The sequence below is a fragment of the Streptomyces sp. NPDC048461 genome (genome assembly GCF_055587105.1).
Genome location: NZ_JBVJGW010000002.1, coordinates 107,637 through 133,577, shown reverse-complemented (window position 1 = coordinate 133,577; position 25,941 = coordinate 107,637). Strand labels below are relative to the sequence as shown.

The window sequence follows — 25,941 nt, the reverse complement described above, 5'->3', positions numbered from 1 at the left end:
GGGGCAGGGTTCTCGGTGCTCACTTGCGGGCCTCCCCGGTGCGGGCCGCGCGGCGGGTCACGGCGTTGTCCGTGGCTCCCGTGATGGCGGAGATGATCTCTTCCTGCGAGGTGTCGGCGACGCTGAAGACGCCGTTGTTGCGGCCCAGCCGCAGGACCGCCACCTTGTCGGCGACGGCCTTCACATCGGCCATGTTGTGGCTGATGAGGATCACGGCGTGGCCGCGCTCGCGCAGCCGTTCCACGAGGTCGAGAACCTGTGCGGTCTGCTCGACGCCGAGGGCGGCGGTGGGCTCGTCGAGGATGACGAGCTGGGGCTCGCCCAGCATCGAGCGGGCGATCGCCACGGTCTGGCGCTGGCCGCCGGAGAGCGAGGCGATGGGGATCCGGACACTGGGGATCCGGATGGACAGGGTGGTGAGGAGCTCGCGGGCGCGACGCTCCATCTCCACCTCGTCGAGGACACCGCGGCGCTTGAGCTCGCGGCCGAGGAAGAGGTTGCCGACGACGTCGATGTTGTCGCACAGCGCGAGGTCCTGGTAGACCGTCGCGATGCCCAGGTTCTGGGCGTCGTGGGGCTTGCCGATGGAGACCGGGCGGCCCTGCCACTCGATGACGCCGTCATCGATGGGGTGCACGCCGGCGATCGTCTTGACCAGCGTGGACTTGCCGGCGCCGTTGTCGCCCACCAGGGCGACCACCTCACCGGAGTGGATCTCGAGTTCTACGTCGGTCAGGGCCTGAACGGCACCGAACCGCTTCGAGACCCCTCGCAACGCCAACACGGGCGCAGCGGACACATGAACCATCTCCTTCGCCGCCTGACCGGCGGGGATGTCGTGCAAAAGAGCAGGAGCGGGGCGAATGGGGGGGGTGGAGCGGGAGAACGTTTCTGCCCGGCGCCCCGCGGGTGGCGGGGTAAGAAGGAGCGGGGCGCCGGGCAGGCGCGGGGGTCGCCCTGCGAGCGGGCGACGGGGGCCTTACTTGATGCCGGCGGTGGCGCAGGCGGCCGCGTACTTGTCGGTGCAGATCTCTTCGACCTTGTAGACCCCGTCCTTGACGACGGTGTCGTTGATGTTCGCCTTGGTGAGCGAGACGACCGGGATCAGGACGGACGGGACGGCCTTGGTGGTCGGGCTGTCGACCTTCTGGTTGATGATCCCGTCGATCTTCTCGCCCTTGGCGAGGGCGACGGCCATCTCCGCCGCGGCCGAGGCCTCGGGGGCGTACGGCTTGTAGACGCTCATGAACTGCTCGCCCGACACGATCCGCTGCACACCGGCGAGTTCGGCGTCCTGGCCGGTGACCGGGGGCAGGGTGGACAGGCCGGCCGCCTTGAGGGCGGTGATGATGCCGCCGGCCATGCCGTCGTTGGCGGAGTAGACGCCGACGATCTTGTCCTTGCCGAGCGCCGAGAGGGCCGCCGCCATGTTGGTGTTGGCGTTCTCCGGCTTCCACTCGACCGTGTCGTACTCCTTGCCGACGTTCACCTTGCCGTCGAGGACGGAGTGGGCGCCGGACTTGAAGAGCTTGGCGTTCGGGTCGGTGACCGAACCGTTCATCATGACGATCTGGCCGTCCTTGGCCTTGTCGCCCAGGGCCTCCAGCAGCGCCTTGCCCTGGACCTTGCCGACCTCTTCGTTGTCGAAGGAGGTGTAGGCGTCGATCGGGCCCTCGGCCAGGCGGTCGTAGGCGACGACCGGGATGCCGGCGTCCTTGGCCCGCTTGACCGCGCCGGCGATGGCCTTGGAGTCCACCGCGTCCACGATGAGGACGTTCACCTTGTTGGTGATCATCGTGTCGACCTGGGAGTTCTGCGTGGTCGCGTCCTGCTTGGCGTTGGCGTAGACGACCTCGCCCTTGCCGCGGGTCAGCTCGGCGACCTTCTTCTCGATCAGCGGCTTGTCGAACTTCTCGTACCGCGCGGTCTGGTTCTCCGGAAGGAGCAGCCCGACCTTGATGGCGTCGCCGACCGCGGCGGAGTCCTTCGGCTTCTCGCCGGCCTCCTTCGCACTGCCACAAGCGGCAAGCGAGACGGCCATGGCGCCGGCGGCAACGGCTACGGCGGCTCTACGCATACGAGTGTTCATTAGTTGAACCTCCCTGACGAGGCCGCAACACTGCGGCCGAGGTGGATGTGAGTCAACCCCGGCCGCGTTTTGCCGTCAAGGAGTGAATCCTTAACGAGATGACAACGGTGCCATCCGTTATCTACCTGAAGACAAGACGGCTGGTGCTCGCAGTCCACTTCCATGGTCCGACAAAAGCGTTGAATCGCCCATTTCGCTGAGCACGAGGGCCAACGCCCCCAACACTTCGGCCCGCCCGCCGAGCGAGCCGGTGAGCACCGACAACTGGCGTGCCGCGCTCGGGATCGCGTACCTCCCCACTGATTCACGGATGGGAGCCAGGACCAGTTCACCGGCGTCCGCGAGCGACCCGCCCAGGACCACCCGGCTGGGGTTCAGGAGGTTGCAGAGACTGGCCACGCCGCTGCCGATGTGGCGGCCCACGTCCGTGATCACCCGGCGGCAGCCGGGGTCGCCGGCGCGGGCCAGCTCCACCACCCGCTCCATCGTCAACTCCGGCCCGTGCGTGCCCTGGAGGAGCGGCAGGACGTACCGGGCGGCCGCGAACGTCTCCAGGCAGCCGCGGTTGCCGCAGCGGCAGACCGGGCCCGATTCGTCCAGCGTGATGTGCCCGATCTCGCCGGCCGTGCCGCCCGGCCCCCGGTAGATCTGGCCGTTGATCACCAGCCCGGCGCCCACACCGCTGGCGACCTTGATGTACGCGAGGTCCTTGACCCCCCGGCCGCTCCCCCACACCAGCTCGCCGAGCGCGCCGAGGTTGGCGTCGTTGTCCACGTACACGGGCACCCCGAGGCGCTGCGAGAGCTCCTGGCGGGGGTTGATCCCGGCCCAGCCCGGCAGGATCGCGGTCGAGCCCAGGGTCCCGGATTCCACGTCGATGGGCCCCGGCACGCCCAGCCCGACGCCGATGACCTTGTCCAGGCCCACCCCGACGCCCGTGACCAGCCGTCCGACCAGGGTTTCGGCCCGGTCGAAGCCCTCCGCCCAGGAGGCGTCGACGTCCAGCGGCTCGGCCTCCTCGGCCAGCACCTGGTGGGCGAGGTTCCCGACCGCCACGCGCAGGTGGGTGTGGCCGAAGTCGACGCCGATGACGATGCCCGCGTCCCCGCTGAGCGAGACGCTCCGGGCCCGTCGGCCGCCGGCCGACGTGTCCGTGACCTCGACGGTCCCGGCTTCCTTCAGTTCCCGGACGATGTTGGAGACCGTGGCCGCCGACAGTCCGGTGGCACGGGCGATCTCCGCCTGGGTCAGCGATCCCGCGAGCCGCACCGCCCGCACGACCCGTTCCAGATTCGCTCGATGCAGCGAGGACTGCGATCCGGGAGTCTGCACGACTCATCCACTCCTGCCCATAAGCGACGGCAAGCCGTCGCCCCCCGAGCCGGGCCCTGACGGCTTGGCGCTCCGAGACCCCGGCGTCTCTCCAACTTGTGAACCTTAAGTCGAGCCTTTGCGCCTCCAGACGTCAAGAGGCTGACGCAGCACGAATCGGCCACTACCGGCCAGAAGGGGGAGAGAACGGTCGCTCCGATCGTGCTACGGTCGAAAAGGCGCCGATCCTCTGCGGCCTTTCCGGCCGGACCGGGCGCCCCGTGATGACAGCGCTCTACGCAAGGAGGTGTTCGGGATGAGTCCCGATCGAAGTCCTTGCAGCGCTCCCGTCGGCTGACCTTCGGCTCGGCCGCTCCTTTCCCCGAGTGCGCACGGCCGCGGCACCCCGTGGTTGCCTCCACGCGTTCCGCGTCACCCTGCCCCCGTTTCCCCTCCGCATGCCCTGACGGCTCCGTCGGGCCTGCGTCATCCATGCCCACCGGTGTGCCCGGCGGCCGTTCCGCGACGCCGCACGCCGACCCATGATCACTCCACGTGACCGTGCGGCTCCGCGCTGCCCGGACGCCGTGGAGGGAGGTATTCGTCATGACCATGCTCACCCCTCGCACCCCGGCGAAGCTCGCACCGCCGGGCCGGACCCGCCGCGAGCGCAAGGCCGCCGAGCTGGAGGCCCGCACCCGGCTCGTCGGCGAGCGGCTCGCCGGGACGAGCGCCCTCCCGGGCGTCCGGGTCCTCCAGTCCGTCGACGCCTCGCGCCACGGCCTCACCCACGCCGAGGCCGCGCTGCGCCTGGAGCGGCACGGCCCCAACGCCGTCGCCCAGGAGCGCGCGCCCCGCTGGTACCTCCAGCTGGCGAAGGCGTACCGGAACCCCTTCATCGCCGTCCTGGTCTTCCTGGCCGCGGTCATGTACTGGCAGGACCCCGGGGACCCGGGCGTCGTCATCCTTTCCGTGATGGTGGCGATCAGCGGACTGCTGCGCTTCTGGCAGGAGTTCCGCTCCGGCCGCGCCGCCGACGCGCTGGGCCGGCTCGTGACCACCACCTGCGCCGTGCAGCGCCGGGCCGGGAGCGGCTCCGGCCCCACCACGTTCGAGGTGCCCATGGACCGGGTGGTCCCGGGCGACATGGTCAAGCTGGCCGCCGGGGACCTCGTCCCGGCGGACCTGCGGCTGATCACGTCCAAGGACCTGATGGTCGGCCAGGCGGCCCTGTCCGGCGAGTCCCTGCCCGTCGCCAAGGCCGACATCCGGACCGAGGACCTCGGCCGGCCCGGGACCACCGACCCGGTCGAGGCCGACAACCTCGTGCTCATGGGGACCTCGGTCACCTCCGGCACCGCCACCGGCGTCGTCGTCGCCACCGGCTCCGACACCTACTTCGGCTCGATGGCGGGCTCCCTGGTGGGCGAGCGCCCGCAGACCAACTTCGACACCGGCGTCCGCCGGGTCAGCCTCCTGCTGATCCGCTTCATGCTCGTCATGGTCCCGGTCGTCTTCATGATCAACGGCTTCACCAAGGGCGACTGGAACGAGGCCTTCCTCTTCGGTATCGCCGTCGCGGTCGGCCTGACCCCGGAGATGCTGCCGATGGTCGTCTCGGCCAACCTGGCCCGCGGCGCCGTCGCCATGTCCCGGCGCAAGGTCGTCGTCAAGCGCCTCAACGCGATCCAGAACCTGGGCGCCATGGACGTGCTCTGCACGGACAAGACCGGCACCCTCACCGAGGACCGGATCGTCCTGGACCGCTACCTCGACGTGCACGGCGCGGAGGACGGCGAGGTCCTGGAGTACGGCTACCTCAACGCCCACTTCCAGACCGGCCTGCGCAACCTGATGGACCAGGCGGTCATCGACCGCGTCAACGAGGCCGAGGAGGTTGTCGTCGACGCACGGTTCTCGATGGTCGACGAGATCCCCTTCGACTTCGCCCGGCGCCGGATGTCCGTGGTCCTCAACCGCAACGCCCTCGTCGGCGATCCCGGCCGCACCGAGCACGTCGTGATCACCAAGGGCGCCGTCGAGGAGGTCCTGGACCTCTGCACCCACATGAAGGACCGCGGTGAGCGCGTCGAACTGACCGGGGACCTGCGCCGCCGCGCCACCCGCATCGCCGAGGAGAACAACCGGCAGGGCCTGCGCGTCCTGGCCGTCGCCACCCGCACGGTCGCCGCGCCGCGCGACACCTACACCGTCGCGGACGAGGACGGCCTCACCCTCGTCGGCTTCCTCGCCTTCCTCGACCCGCCGAAGGCCGACGCGGCCCGGGCGCTGCGGGGCCTGGCCGACAAGGGCATCGCGGTCAAGGTGGTCACCGGCGACAACGAGCTCGTCGCCGCCCGGGTCTGCGCGGACGTCGGCCTCGACGTCGGTCACGTCGTGCCCGGCGCCGCGACCGACGCCCTCGACGAGCCCGCACTGCGCGCGCTGGCCGCCCGTACGACGGTCTTCGCCAAGGTCAACCCCGTCCAGAAGGCCCGGATCGTACGGGCCCTGCAGGCCGAGGGGCACACCGTCGGGTTCCTCGGGGACGGGATCAACGACGCTGCCGCGCTGCGCGACGCCGACGTCGGCATCTCGGTGGACACGGCCGTGGACATCGCCAAGGAATCGGCGGACATCATCCTGCTGGAGAAGGACCTGACCGTCCTGGAGCAGGGCGTGATCCAGGGCCGGACCACCTTCGGCAACACCATCAAGTACATCAAGATGACGGCCTCGTCGAACTTCGGCAACGTCTTCTCCGTCCTGGTCGCGAGCGCCTTCATCCCCTTCCAGCCGATGCTCGCGATCATGCTGCTGGTCCAGAACCTGGTCTACGACATCTCCCAGCTGGCCACCCCGTGGGACCGGATGGACGAGGAGTACCTGCGCAAGCCCCGCAACTGGGACGCCAAGGGCATCGGCCGCTTCATGGTCACCATCGGCCCCGTCAGCTCGATCTTCGACATCTCGATGTTCCTCATCATGTGGCACGTCTTCGGGGCGAACAGCGAAGCGCACCAGGCGCTCTTCCAGTCCGGCTGGTTCATCGAGGGCCTGCTCTCGCAGACCCTGATCGTCCACATGATCCGCACCCGCAAGATCCCCTTCGTCCAGTCCCGCGCCTCCTGGCCCGTGATGGTGATGACGGTCCTCGCGGTGCTGACCGGGCTGTGGCTGCCGTTCTCGCCGCTCGCCGCCCCGCTGGGCTTCACGGCGCTGCCGGCCGCCTATTTCCCGTGGCTGATCGGCGTGCTCCTCGCGTACTGCACGCTCACCCAGCTCGTGAAGACCTGGTACATCCGCAGGTTCCACACCTGGCTGTGACGGCCGGCCGGTCCCACGGAGGAAGGAGACGCCCGTGCTGCTCACCGAATGGCAGATGGCCGGGCACCTGGCCGCCGCGCTCGGCTTCGGAGCGGTGATAGGCCTGGAACGGCAGTGGCGGGCCCGGATGGCGGGCCTGCGGACGAACGCCCTGGTCGCGGGCGGAGCGGCGCTGTTCGTGCTGCTCTCCCAGTACGGGTTCCTCAGCGCTGTCTCGGAGGTGAACTACGACGGCTCGCGGGTCGCGGCGCAGATCGTCTCCGGGATCGGGTTCCTCGGCGCCGGTGTGATCATGCGCGACGGGCTGAGCGTCCGGGGCCTGAACACGGCAGCCACCCTGTGGTGTTCGGCGGCCGTGGGCTGCCTCGCCGGGGTCGGCCTGTTCGTCCTGGCCGCCTGCGGCACGGTGGGCGTGGTGGGGGCCAACCTCCTGCTGCGTCCGCTGGGCCGGCGGCTGGACCGGGAACCGCGCGGCGGGGCCGAGGTGGCCGCCGACTTCCACTTCGAGGCGGTGTGCCTGGAGGCGGAGGAGGCCCACATCCGGCACCGGCTGGTCGACGCGCTGGGCCGGCCGGGGTACCAGCTGCGGTCCATCCGCAGCCAGGACGGCCCGACGGCCGGGCTGGTCACCGTGTCCGCGCTGCTGACCGCCGAGGGGCCGGAGGGCCGGGCACTGGAGGAGGCGGTCAGCAACCTCTCGCTCGACCCGTCCGTCTCGGCGGTCAGCTGGGCGGTGGTGCCGGACCCCGACCGGGCGTAGGCCCGGGGACGCGGCGCGGGCCCGGTCCCCCGTCAGGGGTCCGGGCCCGGCTGCTACTTGAGGGTGGCGGAGGTCAGGCCGGCCTGGATCTGGCGCTGGAAGGACAGGTAGACCGCCAGCATGGGGATGATCGCGATGGTCGCCCCGGCGAACAGCACGGGCAGGTCCGTCTCGTACCCCATCTGCTGCTGGAGCTGGATCAGGCCCTGGGTGAGCATGTAGCGCTCGGGGTCCGAGCTCGACTGGGGCTGCATCAGCACGGCGGGCAGGATGTACTGGTTCCACTGGCCCAGGACATTGAATATCCCGACGCTGATCAGGCCGGGCTTGGCCATCGGCACCATCACCTGGAAGAAGATCCGGGTGTCGGACGCCCCGTCGATCACGGCCGCCTCGTACACGGCGGTGGGCAGCGTCCGGAAGAACGAGTGCATGAAGAAGATGGTGAAGGGCATCGAGTACGCGACGTACACGAGGATCAGGCCCTGGTAGGTGTTCAGCATGTCGAAGCGCTTGACCATGAAGAACAGCGGGACGAGCGCGAGGAACACCGGGAACATCGCGCCGCTGACGAAGAAGTAGTAGACGACCCGGTTCCCCTTGAAGGGGTAGCGGGCCAGGACGTACGCGGCCATGGAGCCGAACAGCATGGTCAGCGGCACCGAGAACACCAGCACGACGAGGGTGTTGCCGAAGTAGCCGCCGATGCCCTTGTCCCAGGCCCGGCCGAACGCGTCCAGGTGCCAGTTCGAGGGCCAGCTGAGGGCGGAGCCGCCGATCTGCGCGTCCGTCTTGAAGGAGCCGAGGACGAGCCAGATCAGGGGCAGCACGATCATGATCGCCCAGAGGGCGAGGAACCCGTGCGAGAAGACGTTGAGGACCACGCCCTCGGAGCGCCGGTCCGGCTCCCCCGTCCGTCCGGCTCCGGAGGAGCTCTCCGCGGCGGCTTCGTCCGGAGTCTTGATCACTGTGGACTGTGTTGTCATCAGGGCACTCCGCTTCAGAACTCGATGCGCTCGCGGCGGGTGGCGCGCAGCGTGATGACGGAGAGGATCATGGTCAGGGCGAGCATGACCACGCCCATGGCACAGGCGTAGCCGCTCTTGCCGAAGTACAGGAAGTTGCGCATCAGCACCGTGGCCATGACCTCGCTGTGGTGGTCGGGTCCGCCGCCGAACTGGCCCGAGGTCATGGTCGACACCAGGACGAACATGTCCATCGCGGCGATGCCCAGGTAGACCGCGGAGGTCTGCACAGAGTCCCACAGCAGGGGCAGGGTGACCTTGAAGAAGGTCTGGGCGCGCCCGGCGCCGTCGAGGAGCGCGGCCTCGTAGATGTCCTTCGGCACGGACTGCATGGCCGCGGAGAAGAGGACGAGGTAGAAGCCGACGCCGTGCCAGACCACCACGAACAGCAGGCACCAGAGGACGAAGTTCGGCTCGTTGAGCCATTCGACCGGGTGCTGCGGGTCGACCAGGCCGGTCTTGATGAGGAAGCCGTTGAGCAGGCCCCCCTCGTCGCTGCGGTAGATCGCGCCGAACAGCACGGCGAGGATCGCGAGGGAGAGGACCTGGGGGAAGAAGTAGACGATCTTGTAGAAGCGCGAGCCGGAGACGCCCTGCACGCCGCCGGCCCCGCTGCGCCCTCCCGCGTTCACCATGAAGGCGAAGAAGAGGGCGAGCAGGATGGTGATCACCGGGACGAACACCAGGAGCAGCAGGTTGTGCCAGAGCGCGCCGCGGAAGACCTCGTCCTGCAGCAGCGCCGTGTAGTTGTCCAGGCCGACGAAGTCGAAGACCGGCGACTGGCCCGACCAGTTGGTGAAGGAATAGCCGAATGTCTGAACATACGGCCAGATGACGAAGGTCAGGTACAGCGCGATCGGTGCGATGAGGAAGCCGGTGATGAAGCCGGCCTTCCCCCTCCCCTGGGCTGCGTGGCTCATGGTGTCCGTCCCTGGTGTTGCCGGGTGTCCGGTGGACGCGTCGTCAGCTGCGCTTGTTGTTCTTCGCGTTCGGGTCCTTGGCAGCCTTGTCTACCGCAGCCTGGGCCCGCTTGATCCATTCCTTCGGCTGGATGCGCTGGGCCATCAGCTCATTGGACGCGTTCTGGATCTCGGTGTCCATCTCGCTGTACCAGTCCGGGTACTGGTAGCTGAAGGTGTTGCTGCCGGCGGCCTTGAGGGCCTCGACGGCCGACTGGGTGCCCGGGCGGAGCTTGACGGCGGGGTCCACGCCGTCCTTGACGACGGTGAGGGAGTTGGCCTGCTGGGCGAAGATCGTGGACCACTCGCGGGAGAGCATCGAGCGGAGGAACTCCATGCCCGCGGCCTTGTTGGCGGCCTTCTCGGGAACGATGAAGGGCTCGTCCACACCGGCGCGGATGGCCTCGAGGGGCAGCTTGCTGTCCGCCAGCAGCGGGATCGGCAGGAACTTCATGTCGAAGTCCTCCGGGGTCTGCTTGAGCTGCTCGTTCTCCAGCCAGGAGCCGCTGGGGATGAAGGCGGCCTTGTACTGGTTCCAGGCGGTCTGGGACTCCGTGTGGGTGAGGCCGTTGGTGCCGGGCAGCAGGAGGCCCTTCTCCACGACCTCGTAGACGGCCTCGACGGCGGCGAGGGCGGCCGGGTTGTTCTCGAAGGCGTTCGGCTCCAGGTTGTCGATCGCCTTCATGGCGTCCAGACCGCCCTTCTTGGCGATCAGGTCCATGATGACGACGTTGATGTAGTACGGGAACTTGCCCTGGTGGGCGAGGCCGCCGATGCCCGCCTCCTTGGCCTTGGTGCAGACGGCCAGGAACTCGTCCCACGTCTTCGGCGGGGCCCAGCCCTTCTCCTTGAAGAGCTTGCCCGAGTACCAGAGGCCGAAGACGGCGTAGACGTACTTGAGGACCACGAACTTGCCGCCCTGGAGGCCCTGTTCGTAGGCCCCCTCGACGAGGGTGTCGCGCACCTTCTTCGTCGGGTCGTCCAGGGAGGGCGCGTCGAGCACGGCGGTGAGGTCGGCGAGCTGGCCGCCCTTGGCCAGGACGTCCAGCTTGATCTGCTGGGCACCCGAGTCGTCGACGACGTCCGGCGGGTTGCCGGCGTTGAAGCGCGGCTGGAGCTTGGCGGTGATCTCCTGGGTGCCCAGGTGGGAGCTGGTGGTGCCCCACTTCTTGTCGAAGGCGGCCTCCCAGGCCTTCGCGTAGTCGTCGCCGAAGCCGCCCTTGAAGACGACGACGTCGAGCTTGCCGCCCTTGGCGACGCCGAAGGGGTTCTCCTTGGTGACCGCCCCCTTGGGGGCACCGCCCTTGGGGGCTTCCTCGGCGCCGGAGGCGCACGCGGACAGGAAGCTCATCGTCGGCACAGTGATCAGGCCGAGTGCCGCGGAGCGCTTGATCAGGTCCCGGCGGCCGAGGCCGTCGGTGCTGTTCTCGCCGTGGGCGGAGGTGGATCCCATGCTCAAGTCCTCGCCTTCGTCAGAAGTGTGAAGGAAGCGGGCCGGCCCGGCAGTTGCCGCGCATGCGGCATCACCGCAGGTCCCCGCCGTCCCCCGGTCCGGGACCGCTCGATTCGCGGTGGTCCGGACGGGCACAGGTATAGTCCACTTCCGCTTGAGTGAGCAAGATCATGCACAAGGATCAGCTCCGGCTTTTCCGAGTTGAGACCTCACCGTCACCTGACCCGGCGCCGCCGACGGCACCGGAACAGACGGAAGGGCCGCACCCCCGGGTACGGGGATACGGCCCTATGGTGCCGACTGGCGGAGCCGACCCGACTGATTCGGCTCCGCCTGGCGCGCCTCTCAGCCTCGGATGAGGTTGCGGAGCACGTACTGCATGATGCCGCCGTTGCGGTAGTAGTCCGCCTCGCCCGGCGTGTCGATGCGGACGACCGCGTCGAACTCCACACCGGTGTCGGTGGTCACCTTGACGGTGCGCGGGGTGGTGCCGTTGTTCAGCTCCTCCACACCGGTGAAGGCGAAGGTCTCCTCGCCGGTGAGGCCCAGGGAGGCCGCGGTGGCGCCCTCGGGGAACTGCAGGGGCAGGACGCCCATGCCGATCAGGTTGGAGCGGTGGATGCGCTCGTAGGACTCGGCGATGACGGCCTTGACGCCGAGCAGCGCGGTGCCCTTGGCGGCCCAGTCGCGGGACGAGCCCGAGCCGTACTCCTTGCCCGCCAGGATGACCAGCGGGATGCCGGCGGCCTGGTAGTTCTGCGAGGCGTCGTAGATGAAGGAGACCGGCGCGCCCTCGACGGTGAAGTCGCGGGTGAAGCCGCCCTCGGTGCCCGCCGCGATCTGGTTGCGGAGGCGGATGTTGGCGAAGGTACCGCGGATCATGACCTCGTGGTTGCCGCGGCGGGAACCGTACGAGTTGAAGTCGCGGCGCTCGACGCCGTGCTCCGTGAGGTACTTGCCGGCCGGGGTGTCGGCCTTGATCGCACCGGCCGGGGAGATGTGGTCGGTGGTGACCGAGTCGCCCAGCTTCGCCAGCACGCGCGCGCCGGCGATGTCGGAGACCGGGGTGGTCTCCATCGTCATGCCCTCGAAGTAGGGGGGCTTGCGCACGTAGGTGGACTGCGGGTCCCACTCGAAGGTGTTGCCGGTCGGGATCTCCAGCGCCTGCCACTGGGCGTCGCCAGCGAAGACGTCCTGGTAGGACTTGTTGAACATGTCCTCGCCGATGGCGTTCGCGACGACGTCGTTGACCTCGGCCTCGGTGGGCCAGATGTCCGCGAGGAAGACCGGCTTGCCCTCGGAGTCGGTGGCGATGGCGTCCCGGGTGATGTCCACCTTCATGGAGCCCGCGATGGCGTACGCGACGACCAGCGGCGGGGAGGCCAGGTAGTTCATCTTGACGTCGGGGTTGATGCGCCCCTCGAAGTTGCGGTTGCCCGAGAGGACCGAGGTGACCGCGAGGTCGGCGTCGTTGATCGCCTTGGAGATCTCCTCCTCCAGCGGACCCGAGTTGCCGATGCAGGTGGTGCAGCCGTACCCGACGAGGTTGAAGCCCATCTTGTCGAGGTACGGGGTCAGACCGGCCTTGTCGAAGTAGTCGGTGACGACCTTCGAGCCCGGCGCCAGGGTGGTCTTGACCCACGGCTTGCGGGCGAGGCCCTTCTCGACGGCCTTCTTCGCCACGAGGGCGGCCGCCACCATGACGTAGGGGTTCGAGGTGTTGGTGCACGAGGTGATCGCGGCGACGGTGACGGCGCCGTGGTCGATCTCGAAGGAGGTGCCGTCGGCCAGGGTCACCGGGGTGGGCTTGGTCGGCACGCCGTTGGAGGACGCCGGGGCGTCGGACGCCGGGAAGGACTCCTTGCCGGCCTCCTCGTCGTCGTTGACGTAGTTGCGCACGTCGAGCGCGAACTGCTGCGAGGCGTTGGCGAGGACGATGCGGTCCTGCGGGCGCTTCGGGCCGGCGATGGAGGGGACGACCGTGGAGAGGTCGAGCTCCAGCCGCTCGGAGAAGTCCGGCTCGGCGGCCGGGTCGAGCCAGAGGCCCTGCTCCTTGGCGTACGCCTCGACGAGCGCGACCTGCTGGGCGTCGCGGCCGGTCAGGCGCAGGTACTTCAGGGTCTCCCCGTCGATCGGGAAGACGGCGGCGGTGGAACCGAACTCCGGCGACATGTTGCCGATGGTGGCGCGGTTCGCCAGCGAGGTGGCGGCGACGCCCTCACCGTAGAACTCGACGAACTTGCCGACGACACCGTGCTTGCGGAGCATCTCGGTGATGGTCAGCACGAGGTCGGTGGCGGTGGTGCCGGCCGGCAGCTCGCCGGTCAGCTTGAAGCCGACGACGCGCGGGATCAGCATGGAGACCGGCTGGCCGAGCATCGCGGCCTCGGCCTCGATGCCGCCGACGCCCCAGCCCAGTACGCCCAGACCGTTGACCATCGTGGTGTGCGAGTCGGTGCCGACGAGGGTGTCGGGGTACGCCTGGCCGTTGCGGACCATGATCGTACGGGCCAGGTGCTCGATGTTGACCTGGTGGACGATGCCGGTGCCCGGGGGGACGACCTTGAAGTCGTCGAAGGCGGTCTGGCCCCAGCGCAGGAACTGGTAGCGCTCCTTGTTGCGGCCGTACTCCAGCTCGACGTTCTGGGCGAACGCGTCGGCCGTGCCGAACTTGTCGGCGATGACCGAGTGGTCGATGACCATCTCGGCGGGCGAGAGCGGGTTGATCTTCGCCGGGTCGCCGCCGAGGGCCTTCACGGCCTCGCGCATGGTGGCGAGGTCCACGACACAGGGAACGCCGGTGAAGTCCTGCATGATCACGCGAGCCGGCGTGAACTGGATCTCCTCGCTGGGCTGGGCCTGCGAGTCCCAGTTGCCGAGCGACCGGATGTGGTCGGCGGTGATGTTCGCGCCGTCCTCGGTACGGAGCAGGTTCTCCAGCAGGACCTTCAGGCTGTAGGGAAGGCGGGCGGAGCCCTCGACCTTGTCCAGCTTGAAGATCTCGTACGACTCGTCGCCCACCTGCAGCGTGCTGCGGGCGTCGAAGCTGTTCGCCGACACGACAGTCTCCTTCATGCATGAATTCGCGCGTTTTACCGCAATCCTGCCGCGTGGCACTCTGGCCAATCCGCTAAGGTGAGGCTAAGTTAGGTAACCCTTACCAGCGGGACGGCTGCGGTACGCCTCTCGGCAGATATCTCGATGTCGAGATAACTCTAGTACATGTCCGGGGGAAGGGACGAGGCGCGCACCCGTAGACCTGTCGGCACGGTGTACTGCCCCGGGGATTCCGCTTGCCCGGATTCGATCAGTGTGACCAGCGCGGACACCGCCGTCACGGCGATCCGCTCGGGATGCAGCGTGACGGTGGTCACGGCGGGCTCGTGGCTCCCGTACGCCGGATCCTCGCTCGCGCAGACCAGGAGCAGGTCCCGGGGCGTACGGATCCCGTGGCGCGCGGCGGCCGCGAGCACCTGCCGGCCGCCGGGGTCGTACGCGCAGTAGACGGCGTCGGGGCGGCCGGGCGCGGCGAAGACCGCGTCGAAGGCGTGTCCGGCCGCGTCCTCGGGGTCGAAGGGGACCACCACGGCGGGGCGGCCCCGCTCCGCGCACCAGCGGGCGTGGGCCGCGGTGACGGCTCCCGTGTAGTGCTCGCGGCCGTAGCCGGCGTGCAGGGCGATGCGGCGGGCCCCGGACGCGGCGAGGTGGTCGAGGACGGCGGCGGTGGCGGCGGCGTGGTCGTTGTCCACCCACACGTCGCCGGGCAGGGGGTCGGCGGGGCGGCCGTCGAACACCACCGGCAGCCCGCGCGCCCGCAGGGCCCGGAGCACGGCGTCGCCGTCCGGGCTGTCGAGGAGCAGCATCCCGTCGACGGCGAGGGTGTGCCACAGGGGCTCGGCTCCGCGGTCGGCGGGCAGGGTGGTCAGGGCGTAGCCGCGGGCGTGCGCGGCGGAGGTCGCGGCGGTCAGGAGCCGGGAGAAGTAGGCGACGCCCGCGTAGTCCCAGGCCGAGCCGGCGTAGGTGGTGACGGCGATGCCGAGGGTGCGCGTGCGCGGGCCCCGGCGGACGCCGTAGCCGAGGGAGGCCGCCGTCTCGCGGACCCGGCGGCGGGTGCCCTCGCCGAGGCGGCCGGTGCCGTTGAGGGCGTGCGAGACGGTCGCGGTGGAGACCTCCGCGGCGCGCGCGATGTCGGCGATGGTCGGTCCGGGTCCGGGCACGCGGTCATCGTACGGACGCGACCTGCGGATTCCGTCGCCCGGGACGGGTTCCGGTTACGGCCTTAACCAAAGAGTGTCCTGGCCACACCCAACGTTCGGAGTGGCCATGACGTCTTCCCCGTCCCCTTCCCCGTCGACTCCCCCGTCCCCTTCCCCCGCGGCTCCCCGCGCGCTGTCCCGGCGGGGGCTCCTCGCGGCGGCCGGCGTCGCGGGCGCGGCCGGTCTGCTGGGTACCGCGGCCGGTCCGGCGGCCGCGCAGGCGGCGCCCTCCTCGCGCGGTTCGGCGGCGCTGGTCATCCACAACGCGCGGGTGTTCAGCGGGGTCGACGGGGGCCGCCCGGCACAGGCCGTGGCCGTCGGCCGGGACGGGCGCATCCTGGCCACCGGCTCCGACGCGGCGCTGCGCCGGTACGTCGGGCGGGACACCGACACCGTCGACGCGTGCGGCAACACGGTGATGAGCGGCATCCACGACGGGCACGTGCACCCGCTGGGCGCCGGGGACCGGTCGCTGCGGCCCTCCCTGGAGGGGGCGGAGACGACCCGGGACGAGCTGCTGGCGATCCTGACCGGCTTCCTCGCCGACACCGGGGGCGCGGCGGCGGAGCCGGACCGCTGGCTGGTGGTCGAGGACTGGAACCCGGTCGGTCTCCTGCCGACGGGGAGCGTGCCGCACCACGCGGTGCTGGACGCGCTGGCGACCCGCCGGCCGGTGATCCTGGTCGGCGGCGACGGTCACAACCTCTGGGCGAACCGCCGGGCCCTGGACGTCGCCGGGATCACCGCGGCGACGCCCGACCCGGTGGGCGGCAGGATCGTGAAGGGGGCGGACGGGCAGCCGACGGGCGTGCTCAAGGACGACGCCCAGGACCTGGTGAAGCGGCACGTGCCGGAGCCGTCCCGGGCGGAGCTGGTCGCGGCGTGCGCCGAGGTGCTGGGGCTGGCGGCCGCCTCCGGGGTCACCACCATGATGGACGCCCTCGCGGGACGGCACGAGTTGGGGCTCTACCGGGAGCTCGCCGGGTCGGGCCGGCTGCCGCAGCGGATCGTCCCGGCGATCCGGCTCGACGCCGCGCAGGCGAAGGACCCGGCGGCGGCGCTGGCGTACGCGCGGGGACTGCGGCGGGAGTTCGAGGGGGTGCCGGACCTGCGGTTCGGCATGGTGAAGGTGTTCCTGGACGGGGTGATCGAGTACCCGGCGCAGACGGCCGCGCTGCTGGCTCCGTACCTGGACGGGGCGGGGAAGCCGACGGCCAACCGCGGCGAGCTCTACACCTCGGCGGCGGACTACGGCCGGCTGACCGCGGCCTTCAACTCCGCCGGGTGGCAGATGCACGCGCACGGGCTGGGCGACCGGGCCGTGCGGACGGCGCTGGACGGGTACGCGTACGCGCGCCGGGTGACCGGGCTGCGCGACCCGCGCAACGCGGTGGCGCACCTCCAGCTCGTGGACCCGGCCGACCTGCGGCGCTTCGCGCAACTGGGCGTGGCGGCCTGCATGCAGCTCCAGTGGGCGGCCGAGGACACCTGGACGATGGAGGCGCTGCTGCCGTACATCGGGCCGCGGCGCCACCGGTGGATGTACCCGGCGCGCAGCCTGGAGAAGGCGGGGGCGCGGCTGTCCGGCGGCTCCGACTGGCCCGTGGACGCGCTCCAGGTGTGGAACCAGCTCCGGACGGCGGTCGACCGGCAGGGCGCCCACGGCTCGGGCCCGCTGTACCGGGAGCTGGAGGGGCTGGGCCGGAGCTCGGTCCTGCGGATGCACACGTCCGGGACGGCGTGGCAGCTGCGTCAGGAGGGTCTGACGGGAACGGTGGAGCAGGGCAGGGCGGCGGACCTGGTGGTGCTGGACCGGGACGTGACCCGCTGCCCGGTGGCCGACATCAGCGGGACGCGGGTACGGATGACCCTGGTCGGGGGCCGGGTGGTGCACGACGCCGACTCGGCGGCGGGGCGGGCGGCTTCGGCCCGGGCGGCGCGCGGGGCGGCGTCCGCGCCGCGGCCCGCGTCGTACGCGGCGGTGCACGGCGGCCGCCACCGCGCGTGCGGCTGCGGGGCGGGCTGAGGCGGGGGCGCCGGCCGGGGGCGCCGGGTCCCGGTCCGGGGGCGGGGGCCGGGGGCGGGGGCCGGGGGTTCCGTACGGCATCCCGGAAGGCCGGCGCCGCCTACCGCGCCGGGCGCTCCGCCAGGCCGTGGCGGGCCGCCCAGGCGTTGAGCGCGGCGGCGATCTCCTCGGGCCGGTCCTCCGGGCAGAGGTGGGCGGCGGCGCCGCAGTACGCCGTCTCCAGCGCGGAGACGTGCTCCCGGCACCAGGTGGCGAGCGCGTCGCCCACCATCAGGGTGGGCGAACCGCCGAAGGTCAGCAGGAGCTTGGGCACCTCCGGGCTCGCGCCCAGCCAGGCGGCGTACGCGCCGACGCGGGCGACGACGTCCGCCGGCTCGCCGTCGAGCGGCATCGAGCGGGCCCACTGGAGCAGCGGCCGCCGGCTCTCGGGGGTCGGGTAGGGGGCCGCGTACACGGCACGGTCCTCCTCGGACAGCGGCTGCGACACCGTCCGCCCGAGGCTTTCCTCGATGAAGAGGTTCCGGTCCAGGACCATCTCCTCCCCCACCCCGGGGGTGCGCATCGCCTCGAACCGGGCGCGGGAAGCGGGCGGGTGCTCCTCCCAGGTCATCGGCCGCAGGATCGTCTCCATGAGGGCGACGCCGCGGACCCGTCCGGGGTGCCGGGCGGCCCGGTCGAGGGCGAGCGCCCCGCCCCAGTCCTGGCCGACGAGGACGGCCTCGTCGAGCCCGAGGGCGTCGAACCAGGCGTCGAGGTACCGGGCGTGGTCGGCGAATCGGTACGCGCCGCCCGGTTTGCCGGAGCGGCCCATGCCGATGAGGTCGGGGGCCAGGACGCGGACCCGCCCGTCGATCCGGGGCAGCACGTGGCGCCACAGGTGGGAGGAGGTCGGGTTGCCGTGCAGGAACACGAAGGGGACGCCGGGGGCGTCCGCGCCGCGCTCCTCGTGGTGCATCGTCGAGCCGAGTACGGCGGTCGTGGCCATCGGAGGCCCCCTTCGCGATGGGCTGGTCATTCGTTGGCGTAACAAACGTTAGCCACACCAACGAAGCTATACCGTTGGTGCGACCAACGCAACGGGTACCCTCCCCCCATGACCACGGACGAGGGCGGAGCCGTCCCCGAGCGGCTGCGGAACCTGCCCAGCCGGCTGCTCGGGCAGGCCTCGACACACGCGCAGCGGCTGGTGGCGGAAGGGCTGAGCGGGGCAGATGCCCGCAAATGGCACTATGCCGCCCTGGTCGCCCTGGAGGAGTCCGGACCAGCGAGCCAGGCCGCGTTGAGCGGGCGCACCGGCATCCACCGGAGCGACCTGGTGGCCGTCATCAACGAGCTCGTCGAGCGCGAACTCGTCGAGCGGGCCCCCGATCCCGGGGACCGCAGGCGCAATGTCGTCACTCTCACACCGCTCGGCCGGCGGCGGCTGCGCAAGCTGGAACAGCTCCTCGACGCGGCCCAGGAGGAACTGCTGTCCCCCCTGTCCCACCAGGAGCGGGAGCAACTGGTTCACCTGCTCGGCCGTCTCGTCGCGCACCACGCGCCCGCGGACGGCACGATGGGAGCTGACGGTCGGTAACACCCGTATGGCGCACCCCGCGCGGTCGGCATCTCATATCTGAGATACCGTGCAGCCATGGCAGACGACTACCTCGTACGCATCGGCAAGCTCATCCGTGACGCCCGGCAGCACCGGGGCTGGACACAGAGTCAGCTCGCCGACGCACTCGGCACCAGCCAGAGTGCCGTGAACCGGATCGAGCGCGGCAACCAGAACATCAGCCTTGAGATGATCGCCCGCATCGGCGAGGCCCTCGACAGCGAGATCGTCTCTCTGGGCTACGCCGGACCGATGCACCTGCGGGTGGTCGGCGGCCGCCGGCTCTCCGGCGCCATCGACGTGAAGACGAGCAAGAACGCGTGTGTCGCCCTGCTGTGCGCCTCGCTGCTCAACAAGGGCCGTACGGTGCTGCGGCGGGTGGCCCGCATCGAGGAGGTCTACCGCCTGCTGGAGGTCCTGAACTCCATCGGCGTGCGCAGCCGCTGGATCAACGACGGCGTGGACCTCGAACTCGTCCCGCCGGCCCGCCTCGACATGGAGTCCATGGACGCGGACGCCGCCCGCCGGACCCGGAGCATCATCATGTTCCTGGGACCCCTGCTCCACCGGATGGACCACTTCCGCCTCCCGTACGCGGGCGGCTGCGACCTCGGCACCCGCACCATCGAGCCGCACATGATCGCCCTGCGCCGGTTCGGCCTGGACATCACCGCGACCGAGGGCATCTACCACGCGCAGGTCGAGGCCGGGGTCTCCCCGGACCGCCCGATCGTGCTGACCGAGCGCGGGGACACGGTCACCGAGAACGCGCTGCTGGCCGCGGCCCGGCACGACGGCGTCACCGTCATCCGCAACGCCTCCTCCAACTACATGGTCCAGGACCTCTGCTTCTTCCTGGAGGCGCTCGGCGTCGAGGTCGAGGGCATCGGCACGACCACCCTCACCGTGCACGGCATCCCGAACATCGACGTCGACGTGGACTACTCCCCCTCCGAGGACCCGGTCGAGGCGATGAGCCTGCTCGCCGCCGCGGTGGTCACGGAGTCGGAGCTGACGATCCGCCGCGTCCCGATCGAGTTCATGGAGATCGAGCTCGCGGTGCTGGAGGAGATGGGCCTGGACCACGACCGCTCGGCGGAGTACGTGGCCGACAACGGCCGCACCCGCCTCGTCGACCTCACGGTCCGCCCGTCCAAGCTCGAAGCCCCGATCGACAAGATCCACCCGATGCCGTTCCCCGGGCTGAACATCGACAACGTCCCGTTCTTCGCGGCCATCGCGGCCGTCGCCCAGGGCCAGACCCTGATCCACGACTGGGTGTACGACAACCGGGCCATCTACCTGACGGACCTCAACCGCCTCGGCGGCCGCCTCCAGCTCCTGGACCCCCACCGCGTCCTGGTCGAGGGCCCGACGCGCTGGCGCGCGGCGGAGATGATGTGCCCGCCGGCGCTCCGCCCGGCGGTCGTGGTCCTGCTGGGGATGATGGCGGCGGAGGGCACCTCGGTGCTCCGCAACGTCTACGTCATCAACCGCGGCTACGAGGAACTGGCCGAGCGCCTCAACTCGGTGGGCGCCCAGATCGAGATCTTCCGCGACATCTAGGCCCCGCTGACCGAGCAGTGCGCGGTGAGGGGTCCGGTCCCGCTCGGACCGGACCCCTCGCCGCGTACTAGCACTCCCCGCGCCATGTCACCTTGGTGATGACGGCGTCGTGGTTGAAGTTGATGCCGTAGTCGCCGGGGCCGGGGTAGTAGTGGACGCATTCCGTGCCAGGGCCGATGCCCTTCCAGTCGACCTGGATGTGGTCGAGGCCGGGGAAGGGTGCGCCGTTGTTGAAGATGGAGCGGCCGGTCACCGTGCCCGACCAGTTGCCGTCCGACTTCAGGACGAGCCGGCCCGTCCCGTAGTCACCCGAGTAGACGCAGAAGTAGCCCTTGTCGCAGCCTGCCGGTACCCCGGCGGCCGAGGCCGTCGGCGCCGCCCCCAGCAGGCCGGTGATGGCCGCTGCCGCGGCCAGGGCTCCGAGTGCACGCTTGTTCATCACGGTTCTCCTTGTTCAGAGTTCGTTCGTCTCACAACGGGACGGCGAGTCGGCACTCGCCGCGGGAGCCGCGGGCCGTTCCCGCGGCGCGGTCAGCAGACGGGCACTCCGGGCACCTGGTTCTCCGGCACGCTGAGATAGATGTTGGTCATGTAGCCGCCGTACTGCGGAAGGTGGGCCCACCAGTCGTTGACGTAGGGCGGCTGGCTGACCTGCTGGCCGCGCTTCTGGCAGCCGACCAGGACCTCGACCCCGGCGGGCAGCGTGGTGATCGCCCCGGAGGTGGTCGTCGCCTGGGTGCGGACCCGAACCCCGGTGCCCCAGGTGCCGACCCACGTACCGGCGGGGCGGGAGGCGCCGGGGACGTTCAGCGAACGGGTCAGCCGTCCGATGTCCGTGTAGGCCTTGCCGTAGGACGTTCCGCCGGGGTGCAGGGTGAAGACCGCCACGATGGAACGGTCGCCCGCGCCCACCACACCCGTCGTGTGCAGTGCGGGACGGGAGAGGTCCACGGCCTCGGCGCCCGCCGGCGTCCGGGCATCCGTTGCCGCCGGTTCCCCGGTGGCCCCGGCGCCCTCGGCTGCGTTGGCGGCCTTCGCGGTCGGCGCCGTGCAGCCGCCCGAACTGAACCCCGACCAGCCCTGCTTGACGGCCCAGGGGCGGTTGAAGGAGCCGGCGATGCCGAAGTGCTGGTCGTAGCCGTCGGTGGCGCAGCGGGTGGACTGCCGCAGGTCACCGAGGAGGTAGTCGCGCGTCGCCGCCGGGGCGGAGTCCAGCAGATGGCGGTAGATCTTCACGGTGTCACGGGCCGAGAGGGCCGTGTAGCCCCAGTAGCCGGGGTGGGTGGACGGCGGCCGGGCGGTGTCCGTCAGGCCGAGCCGGGTGACCATCCGGTCGACGATCGCCCCCGAGCCGTTGTTGGACCAGAACGTGCTCGCGGCCGTGTCGTCGCTGCCGCGCAGCATGGTGTCGATCCGGGCCCGGTCGGCGGCCGGCAGGGCGTCGGGGCTTCGGTTCCAGAGCACGTCCAGGGCGATCAGCAGCTTCACCACCGACGCGGACCTGAACTGTGCGGCGGTGTTGAGCTGTTCGGTGAAGGTGCCGGTCTGGCGGTCGAAGACGGCGACGCCCGCCGTCACCCCGGCGGGCACGTCGGCCTGAACCGCCGCCGGGCGCGCCGAGGGTGGCTCAGCGGAGGCGACGGAGGCGGTCGTCGCGGTGGTGCACAGGAACGCGGCGAGGGCGGCGGTCAGCGCGCCCGCCCGCACCGCGCTCCGTGTGCTGCTCAAGGTCATCATGGTCGTCCTCGGGGTCGGTGGAGGGGGAGGTGGAGGTGGAAGCGGATGCCCCCGGGACCTGCCGTGGTCCCGGGGGCATCCGGTCGGTGCGGGCCGTCGTTCAGCAGGTCGGCAGACCCGTGTCCGGCTCGTCGTTGCCGCCTCCGACGAGGAAGATCTCGCTCATGTAGGAGGACGGGGCCATGCCCACCGCCGGGGTCTTGACCCACCACGTGTGCCAGTAGTCGCCGTAGGTCGCGCGGCCGCCCTTGACCTGGCACTGCACTCTGAGGACGCCGCCGGGGGGCGAGGTGGCGGTGACCTGGGCCTGGGGGTCGGGGGCGGAACGCAGATTGATGTTCGAGCCCCAGATCGGGCACAGGAACGTACCGGGGTAGTTCCGGTCGGGGGTGCACGGCGCCGAGTCGGCGGCCCGGGCGGACGAGGTGAGGCCGGGGGCGAGGAGCAGTGCCGCGGCGAGGGCCGCCGCCGCGGCACCCTTCCTGCCGGCGAGGGCGACGGTCAGCACGTGCCCACCCCGGGCAGCCAGGCGGCCGGGTGGTCGATGTAGATGTTGGAGATGTAGCCGCCGAGCGCCGGGATGTAGGACCAGGCGTCATTGGTGTAGCCCTCGGCGGTGACCGAGTCGCCGCGCTTCTGGCACTGCACGTGGACCGGCGTCGGCCCGGTCAGCGTGCGCACGACCGCCGCGGCGAGCCGGGCGTCGGCGCGCACCCGGACCGATGTGCCCCAGGTGGTGAAGTTCGTGCCGGGCGTTCCGCTGCCCGGGGTGCAGGGCAGGCCCACACCGCGCTCGGCCAGATAGGCGACGGGGTCCATGCCCCGGGTGCTGGCCGTGGAGGAGTGGGCCTCGAAGTGCAGGTGCGGGCCGGTGGACTGGCCCTCGGAGCCCATGCGCGCGATCAGCTGGCCGCTGCTGACGCGCTGGTTCACGGAGACGAGGCGCTCGTACATGTGGCCGTACTCGGTGACGGTGCCGTCGTCGTGCTTGATGCGGATCCACTGACCGTAGCCGCTGGCGGTGCCGGAGACGATGACGGTGCCGGGCCCGGCGGAGTGGATCGGCGTACCGCGGCCGTTGGCGATGTCCACGCCGTCGTGGCCGGAGTGCCAGCCCTGGGTCACCGTGCCGGCCGCGGGGCAGGAACCGGCGTACCCGGCGGCCTTGGCGGGCGGGGCGGCGGCGGCCTGGCCGGCCGCGAGCGGGACCAGCCCGGCCGCGGTGACCGCGGCGACGAGCAGGCCGATGGACCGGGTGCGCTTGAGCGTGCGCATGACGGGGTCTCCTCTGTGAGCGATGTGAGAGAGATGAGAGGTGCGAGAGAGATGAGAGAGGTGCGAGAGTCGTGAGCAGCGTGCGGGAAGCGGTGGGTCAGCAGGTGGGAACCCCGGGCAGCCAGGCCGCCGGGTCGTTGATGTAGATGTTCGAGATCCACGCCTTGTACGCGGGCAGGTACGACCAGGCGTCGTTGGTGTAGCCCTCGGCGGTGACCGTCTCCCCCCGTGCCTGGCAGAGCACGTCCACGGCCGTGGGGCCGGGCAGCCGGGTCACGGCAGGCTTCCGGGTGCCGGGCTCGGGACGGAGGCCCACCTGGGTGCCCCAGGTCATGAACCGCTTGGTGTCGGCGGGCGGCTGCTGGGCGCCGGCGATGCGCAGGGCGCCCGCGTACTGGGAGTCCAGCCGTACGTCGCTGACCCGCACGAGCGTGCCGGACTCCCGGGCCTCGACCATCTTGCCGTTGCCGAGGTAGACGGCGATGTGGTGGACGCTGCCGAGGTTGGCCGGGTCCGACCCCCACAGCAGCAGATCGCCCGGCTGCAGCGGAGCGGTCCCCTGGGCGCGGGTGAACCGGGCGGTGGCGCCGCTCCACCGGGCCTGGTTCCACGTCCCCTCGGGCAGGGCGATGCCCGCTCCCTGCCAGGCCGCGTACTGCACGAGGTGCGAGCAGTCGAAGCCCTTCACCCGGCTGTCGTGGGCGCCGGGGCCGCCGCCGGGATAGTCCTGACCGTACGTCGGCCCGTGGAGGGAACCGCCGCCCCACGAGTACGGCACCCCGATCTGTGAGCAGGCGGCGTTGACGATCGCCAGCGCCTGGGCCGACGCGTCCGTCAGGGGACGGCAGTCGGTGGTGGCCGCGGCCGCCGTCGGGACCGGCGAAGACACCGGCGATGAGGCGGCCGTCGCCGTACCGGTACAGGCCAACACGGCGGAGAGCAGAAGCCCTCCCGCCGTGGCGAGGGTGCGGTGGGTGCGGTTCATGGGTTCCCCCGGGGTGGTCGGTGCGAGGTGCGCAGGTGCTGTACGGGGCGTCGGAGGCCGTGCGGCCGCCGTGCGGAGGCCGGTTCCTGTGCGGCGAGCGCGGCGCGGATCTTGGCGAGGCCGCGCATGCGGTTGCGCTGGACCGTGCCGCGGTGTGCGCCGAGGCGTTCCCCCGCCATGTCGTGGGTCAGGCCCTCGATGTCGACCAGGATCACGGCGGCCGCCTCCTTGGGGGACAGCCCGCGCAGCAGAGCGGCCGTCACCGCCTCGGCCTCCCTGCCGGCGAAGCCGCCGTCCCAGCCGCGTTCCGGCAGCCGGTCGGTGCAGCGCTCCTGGCGCGAGGGGTGCCGCCACAGATCGCGCAGGAGGTTCAGCGCCGCCGCGCAGGTGTAGGCGTACGGCTGCTGCTGCCGCGTCAGGGTGTGGGCACGCGCCCGGCGGGAGAGTCTCAGGTACGTCTCCTGCAGCAGGTCGTCGGCGTCGTGTGGATTGCCGGTCAGCGCCAGCAGCCGGCGCCGCAGCCTCGGCATCACGGCGGTGAACGCCTCGTCGAACTCGGCGGCGGTCATGTGGTCGGTGAAGGTCGCCGCGCTCGCGCTCGCGCTCGCGCTCGCGCTCGCGCTCGCGCTCGTGCTGGTGCTGGTGCTGGTGCTCGCGCTCGTGCTCGTGCTCGGCGGCTCGGTTGGGGAGGTCTCGGCCGACGTGGTCGTCGTCGTGATGCAGGTGCTCTCCACGGTGTTCCCCCGGGGTCGGGCTGTCTCAGGCTGGGGTCGGGCTCAGGGAGGCGGGACCGTACTTGGCCGCCGGCGCTTCGGTCAGGAGCGCCCAGTACCGGTCCCCGTAGGACCAGTGCCACCACTCGGTCGGGTAGTTGACGAACCCCGCCGCCGTCATGGCCCGGCCCATCGCCGCCCGGTTGGCCCGGGCGTGGGAGCCGACGTTGAGCGCGGCGGTGCGGCAGCCGCCCCCGCTCTCCTCGGGGGTGGCGTTGACCTCCGTACCGAGGGACAGCTCGGCCCCGTCGTCGGTGCACAGCGTCAGGTCCACCGCACCGCCGCTGACGTGCGGGGCGACCTCCGGGGGCGAGATGTACGCGCTGGCCAGCTCGCGGATCCGGTCCGGCCCGGCGTCCGGGTGCGCCGTGCGCAGGGCCGCCGCGTACTCGTCGAAGTAGCGGCGCTGCAGGGCGGGCGGCCGGAAGCCCTCCACCATCAGCAGGCGGATGCCCGGGGGCAGTGCCTGCTGCGCGAGCAGGAGCCGGCGCAGCACGTCGGCCCGCAGATGTGCGTACGAGCCGTCGCGGTCGGTCTTCCGCGTGTCGACCCGCAGTGCGGCGATCTCCCGGGCGTCGACCAGGGGTTCACCGTTCTCGGTGACACGCGTGGCGGCGACCCGGGGGTCCGAGAGGAGGATGATGTCCGTCACGCTCACAGCGTCGGGGCGGGCGCTGCAGGATCGATGCAGATCTTCTGCAGGAGCCATGCATCGCCGGGAACGGGCCACCAGGACTGCAGACCCGACGGGTTTCGGTCACCTGTTCGCCACATCGGTCGTCCGTGAAACCGGGGGCCGGTG

The 25,941-nt window shown here is 71.0% G+C and carries 21 protein-coding genes; 5 read left to right on the top strand and 16 right to left on the bottom strand.

Features of this window, described 5'->3' with window-relative positions; all coding sequences use genetic code 11:
- Window positions 1–19: 19 nt before the first annotated feature.
- From ACZ6S8_RS03585 to ACZ6S8_RS03575, 3 genes are all read right to left on the bottom strand, one after another.
- A complete protein-coding gene (locus ACZ6S8_RS03585) occupies window positions 20–808 on the bottom strand; it encodes an ATP-binding cassette domain-containing protein (RefSeq protein ID WP_469452092.1) in 789 nt (262 codons plus the stop codon).
- 171 nt (window positions 809–979) lie between these two features.
- On the bottom strand, window positions 980–2,077 hold the full coding sequence (locus ACZ6S8_RS03580) for a sugar ABC transporter substrate-binding protein (RefSeq protein WP_469452091.1): 1,098 nt from the start codon (window positions 2,075–2,077) through the stop codon (window positions 980–982).
- A gap of 129 nt (window positions 2,078–2,206) precedes the next feature.
- Entirely contained in the window at window positions 2,207–3,421 is a 1,215-nt protein-coding gene (locus tag ACZ6S8_RS03575; protein WP_469452089.1) for an ROK family transcriptional regulator, read from the bottom strand.
- A 585-nt stretch (window positions 3,422–4,006) separates the two neighbouring features.
- On the opposite strand from ACZ6S8_RS03575, the gene mgtA reads away from it, so the two are divergent.
- Together mgtA and ACZ6S8_RS03565 are read left to right on the top strand one after the other, a co-directional pair.
- Window positions 4,007–6,727 (top strand): magnesium-translocating P-type ATPase, encoded by a 2,721-nt coding sequence (gene mgtA, locus ACZ6S8_RS03570; RefSeq protein WP_469452086.1) that lies wholly within the window; start codon window positions 4,007–4,009, stop codon window positions 6,725–6,727.
- Window positions 6,728–6,761: 34 nt separating this feature from the next.
- On the top strand, window positions 6,762–7,487 hold the full coding sequence (locus ACZ6S8_RS03565; protein WP_469452085.1) for an MgtC/SapB family protein: 726 nt from the start codon (window positions 6,762–6,764) through the stop codon (window positions 7,485–7,487).
- Between the two features lie 53 nt (window positions 7,488–7,540).
- On the opposite strand, the gene ACZ6S8_RS03560 is transcribed toward ACZ6S8_RS03565, so the two are convergent.
- The 5 genes from ACZ6S8_RS03560 to ACZ6S8_RS03540 all read right to left on the bottom strand — a co-directional run bounded on the left by ACZ6S8_RS03560 (window position 7,541) and on the right by ACZ6S8_RS03540 (window position 15,141).
- Window positions 7,541–8,473 carry a carbohydrate ABC transporter permease gene (locus tag ACZ6S8_RS03560; RefSeq protein ID WP_469452083.1) on the bottom strand — a complete coding sequence of 311 codons (933 nt, stop codon included), beginning with the start codon at window positions 8,471–8,473 and terminating at the stop codon, window positions 7,541–7,543.
- 14 nt (window positions 8,474–8,487) lie between these two features.
- Complete coding sequence (locus ACZ6S8_RS03555; RefSeq protein ID WP_469452081.1) at window positions 8,488–9,432, bottom strand: carbohydrate ABC transporter permease; 945 nt, start codon at window positions 9,430–9,432, stop codon at window positions 8,488–8,490.
- Window positions 9,433–9,475: 43 nt separating this feature from the next.
- Window positions 9,476–10,924, bottom strand: coding sequence for an N-acetylglucosamine/diacetylchitobiose ABC transporter substrate-binding protein (gene ngcE, locus ACZ6S8_RS03550; protein WP_469452079.1), 1,449 nt, complete (start codon window positions 10,922–10,924; stop codon window positions 9,476–9,478).
- Between the two features lie 345 nt (window positions 10,925–11,269).
- On the bottom strand, window positions 11,270–13,984 hold the full coding sequence (gene acnA / locus ACZ6S8_RS03545; protein ID WP_469452077.1) for an aconitate hydratase AcnA: 2,715 nt from the start codon (window positions 13,982–13,984) through the stop codon (window positions 11,270–11,272).
- A 155-nt stretch (window positions 13,985–14,139) separates the two neighbouring features.
- Window positions 14,140–15,141, bottom strand: coding sequence for a LacI family DNA-binding transcriptional regulator (locus tag ACZ6S8_RS03540; protein ID WP_469452075.1), 1,002 nt, complete (start codon window positions 15,139–15,141; stop codon window positions 14,140–14,142).
- A 106-nt stretch (window positions 15,142–15,247) separates the two neighbouring features.
- On the opposite strand from ACZ6S8_RS03540, the gene ACZ6S8_RS03535 reads away from it, so the two are divergent.
- On the top strand, window positions 15,248–17,206 hold the full coding sequence (locus ACZ6S8_RS03535) for an amidohydrolase (RefSeq protein WP_469452072.1): 1,959 nt from the start codon (window positions 15,248–15,250) through the stop codon (window positions 17,204–17,206).
- 100 nt (window positions 17,207–17,306) lie between these two features.
- Here the strand turns inward: ACZ6S8_RS03535 and ACZ6S8_RS03530 are convergent, their stop codons facing one another.
- Window positions 17,307–18,191, bottom strand: coding sequence for a haloalkane dehalogenase (locus ACZ6S8_RS03530; RefSeq protein WP_469452071.1), 885 nt, complete (start codon window positions 18,189–18,191; stop codon window positions 17,307–17,309).
- A gap of 108 nt (window positions 18,192–18,299) precedes the next feature.
- Here ACZ6S8_RS03530 and ACZ6S8_RS03525 point away from each other — a divergent pair, with 108 nt between their 5' ends.
- Together ACZ6S8_RS03525 and ACZ6S8_RS03520 are read left to right on the top strand one after the other, a co-directional pair.
- The gene (locus ACZ6S8_RS03525) at window positions 18,300–18,782 is read left to right on the top strand and encodes a MarR family winged helix-turn-helix transcriptional regulator (protein ID WP_469452069.1); all 483 of its coding nucleotides are present in this window, start codon (window positions 18,300–18,302) and stop codon (window positions 18,780–18,782) included.
- A 57-nt stretch (window positions 18,783–18,839) separates the two neighbouring features.
- Complete coding sequence (locus ACZ6S8_RS03520) at window positions 18,840–20,369, top strand: helix-turn-helix domain-containing protein (protein WP_469452067.1); 1,530 nt, start codon at window positions 18,840–18,842, stop codon at window positions 20,367–20,369.
- 67 nt (window positions 20,370–20,436) lie between these two features.
- On the opposite strand, the gene ACZ6S8_RS03515 is transcribed toward ACZ6S8_RS03520, so the two are convergent.
- From ACZ6S8_RS03515 to ACZ6S8_RS03485, 7 genes are all read right to left on the bottom strand, one after another.
- On the bottom strand, window positions 20,437–20,808 hold the full coding sequence (locus tag ACZ6S8_RS03515; RefSeq protein WP_469452065.1) for a peptidase inhibitor family I36 protein: 372 nt from the start codon (window positions 20,806–20,808) through the stop codon (window positions 20,437–20,439).
- A 92-nt stretch (window positions 20,809–20,900) separates the two neighbouring features.
- A complete protein-coding gene (locus ACZ6S8_RS03510) occupies window positions 20,901–22,097 on the bottom strand; it encodes a hypothetical protein (RefSeq protein ID WP_469452063.1) in 1,197 nt (398 codons plus the stop codon).
- Between the two features lie 109 nt (window positions 22,098–22,206).
- A complete protein-coding gene (locus ACZ6S8_RS03505; RefSeq protein ID WP_469452062.1) occupies window positions 22,207–22,614 on the bottom strand; it encodes a hypothetical protein in 408 nt (135 codons plus the stop codon).
- A complete protein-coding gene (locus tag ACZ6S8_RS03500; protein ID WP_469452060.1) occupies window positions 22,608–23,381 on the bottom strand; it encodes a M23 family metallopeptidase in 774 nt (257 codons plus the stop codon). The genes ACZ6S8_RS03505 and ACZ6S8_RS03500 overlap by 7 nt, the downstream gene beginning before the upstream one ends.
- Window positions 23,382–23,478: 97 nt before the next feature.
- Window positions 23,479–24,366, bottom strand: a complete 888-nt coding sequence (locus tag ACZ6S8_RS03495; protein ID WP_469452058.1) for a C40 family peptidase — start codon at window positions 24,364–24,366, stop codon at window positions 23,479–23,481.
- Window positions 24,363–25,100, bottom strand: coding sequence for an RNA polymerase sigma factor (locus ACZ6S8_RS03490; RefSeq protein WP_469452056.1), 738 nt, complete (start codon window positions 25,098–25,100; stop codon window positions 24,363–24,365). The genes ACZ6S8_RS03495 and ACZ6S8_RS03490 overlap by 4 nt, the downstream gene beginning before the upstream one ends.
- A 25-nt stretch (window positions 25,101–25,125) precedes the next feature.
- Window positions 25,126–25,791, bottom strand: a complete 666-nt coding sequence (locus tag ACZ6S8_RS03485; RefSeq protein WP_469452054.1) for a M15 family metallopeptidase — start codon at window positions 25,789–25,791, stop codon at window positions 25,126–25,128.
- Window positions 25,792–25,941: the final 150 nt, after the last annotated feature.

Excerpts from the sequence above, each read along its gene's own strand:
- ACZ6S8_RS03585 (WP_469452092.1), bottom strand. The coding sequence starts at position 808 with ATGGTTCATGTGTCCGCTGCGCCCGTGTTGGCGTTGCGAGGGGTCTCG.
- ACZ6S8_RS03580 (WP_469452091.1), bottom strand. The coding sequence starts at position 2,077 with ATGCGTAGAGCCGCCGTAGCCGTTGCCGCCGGCGCCATGGCCGTCTCG.
- mgtA (WP_469452086.1), top strand. The coding sequence starts at position 4,007 with ATGACCATGCTCACCCCTCGCACCCCGGCGAAGCTCGCACCGCCGGGC.
- ACZ6S8_RS03560 (WP_469452083.1), bottom strand. The coding sequence starts at position 8,473 with ATGACAACACAGTCCACAGTGATCAAGACTCCGGACGAAGCCGCCGCG.
- ACZ6S8_RS03555 (WP_469452081.1), bottom strand. The coding sequence starts at position 9,432 with ATGAGCCACGCAGCCCAGGGGAGGGGGAAGGCCGGCTTCATCACCGGC.
- ngcE (WP_469452079.1), bottom strand. The coding sequence starts at position 10,924 with ATGGGATCCACCTCCGCCCACGGCGAGAACAGCACCGACGGCCTCGGC.
- ACZ6S8_RS03535 (WP_469452072.1), top strand. The coding sequence starts at position 15,248 with ATGACGTCTTCCCCGTCCCCTTCCCCGTCGACTCCCCCGTCCCCTTCC.
- ACZ6S8_RS03530 (WP_469452071.1), bottom strand. The coding sequence starts at position 18,191 with ATGGCCACGACCGCCGTACTCGGCTCGACGATGCACCACGAGGAGCGC.
- ACZ6S8_RS03525 (WP_469452069.1), top strand. The coding sequence starts at position 18,300 with ATGACCACGGACGAGGGCGGAGCCGTCCCCGAGCGGCTGCGGAACCTG.
- ACZ6S8_RS03520 (WP_469452067.1), top strand. The coding sequence starts at position 18,840 with ATGGCAGACGACTACCTCGTACGCATCGGCAAGCTCATCCGTGACGCC.
- ACZ6S8_RS03515 (WP_469452065.1), bottom strand. The coding sequence starts at position 20,808 with ATGAACAAGCGTGCACTCGGAGCCCTGGCCGCGGCAGCGGCCATCACC.
- ACZ6S8_RS03500 (WP_469452060.1), bottom strand. The coding sequence starts at position 23,381 with ATGCGCACGCTCAAGCGCACCCGGTCCATCGGCCTGCTCGTCGCCGCG.
- ACZ6S8_RS03495 (WP_469452058.1), bottom strand. The coding sequence starts at position 24,366 with ATGAACCGCACCCACCGCACCCTCGCCACGGCGGGAGGGCTTCTGCTC.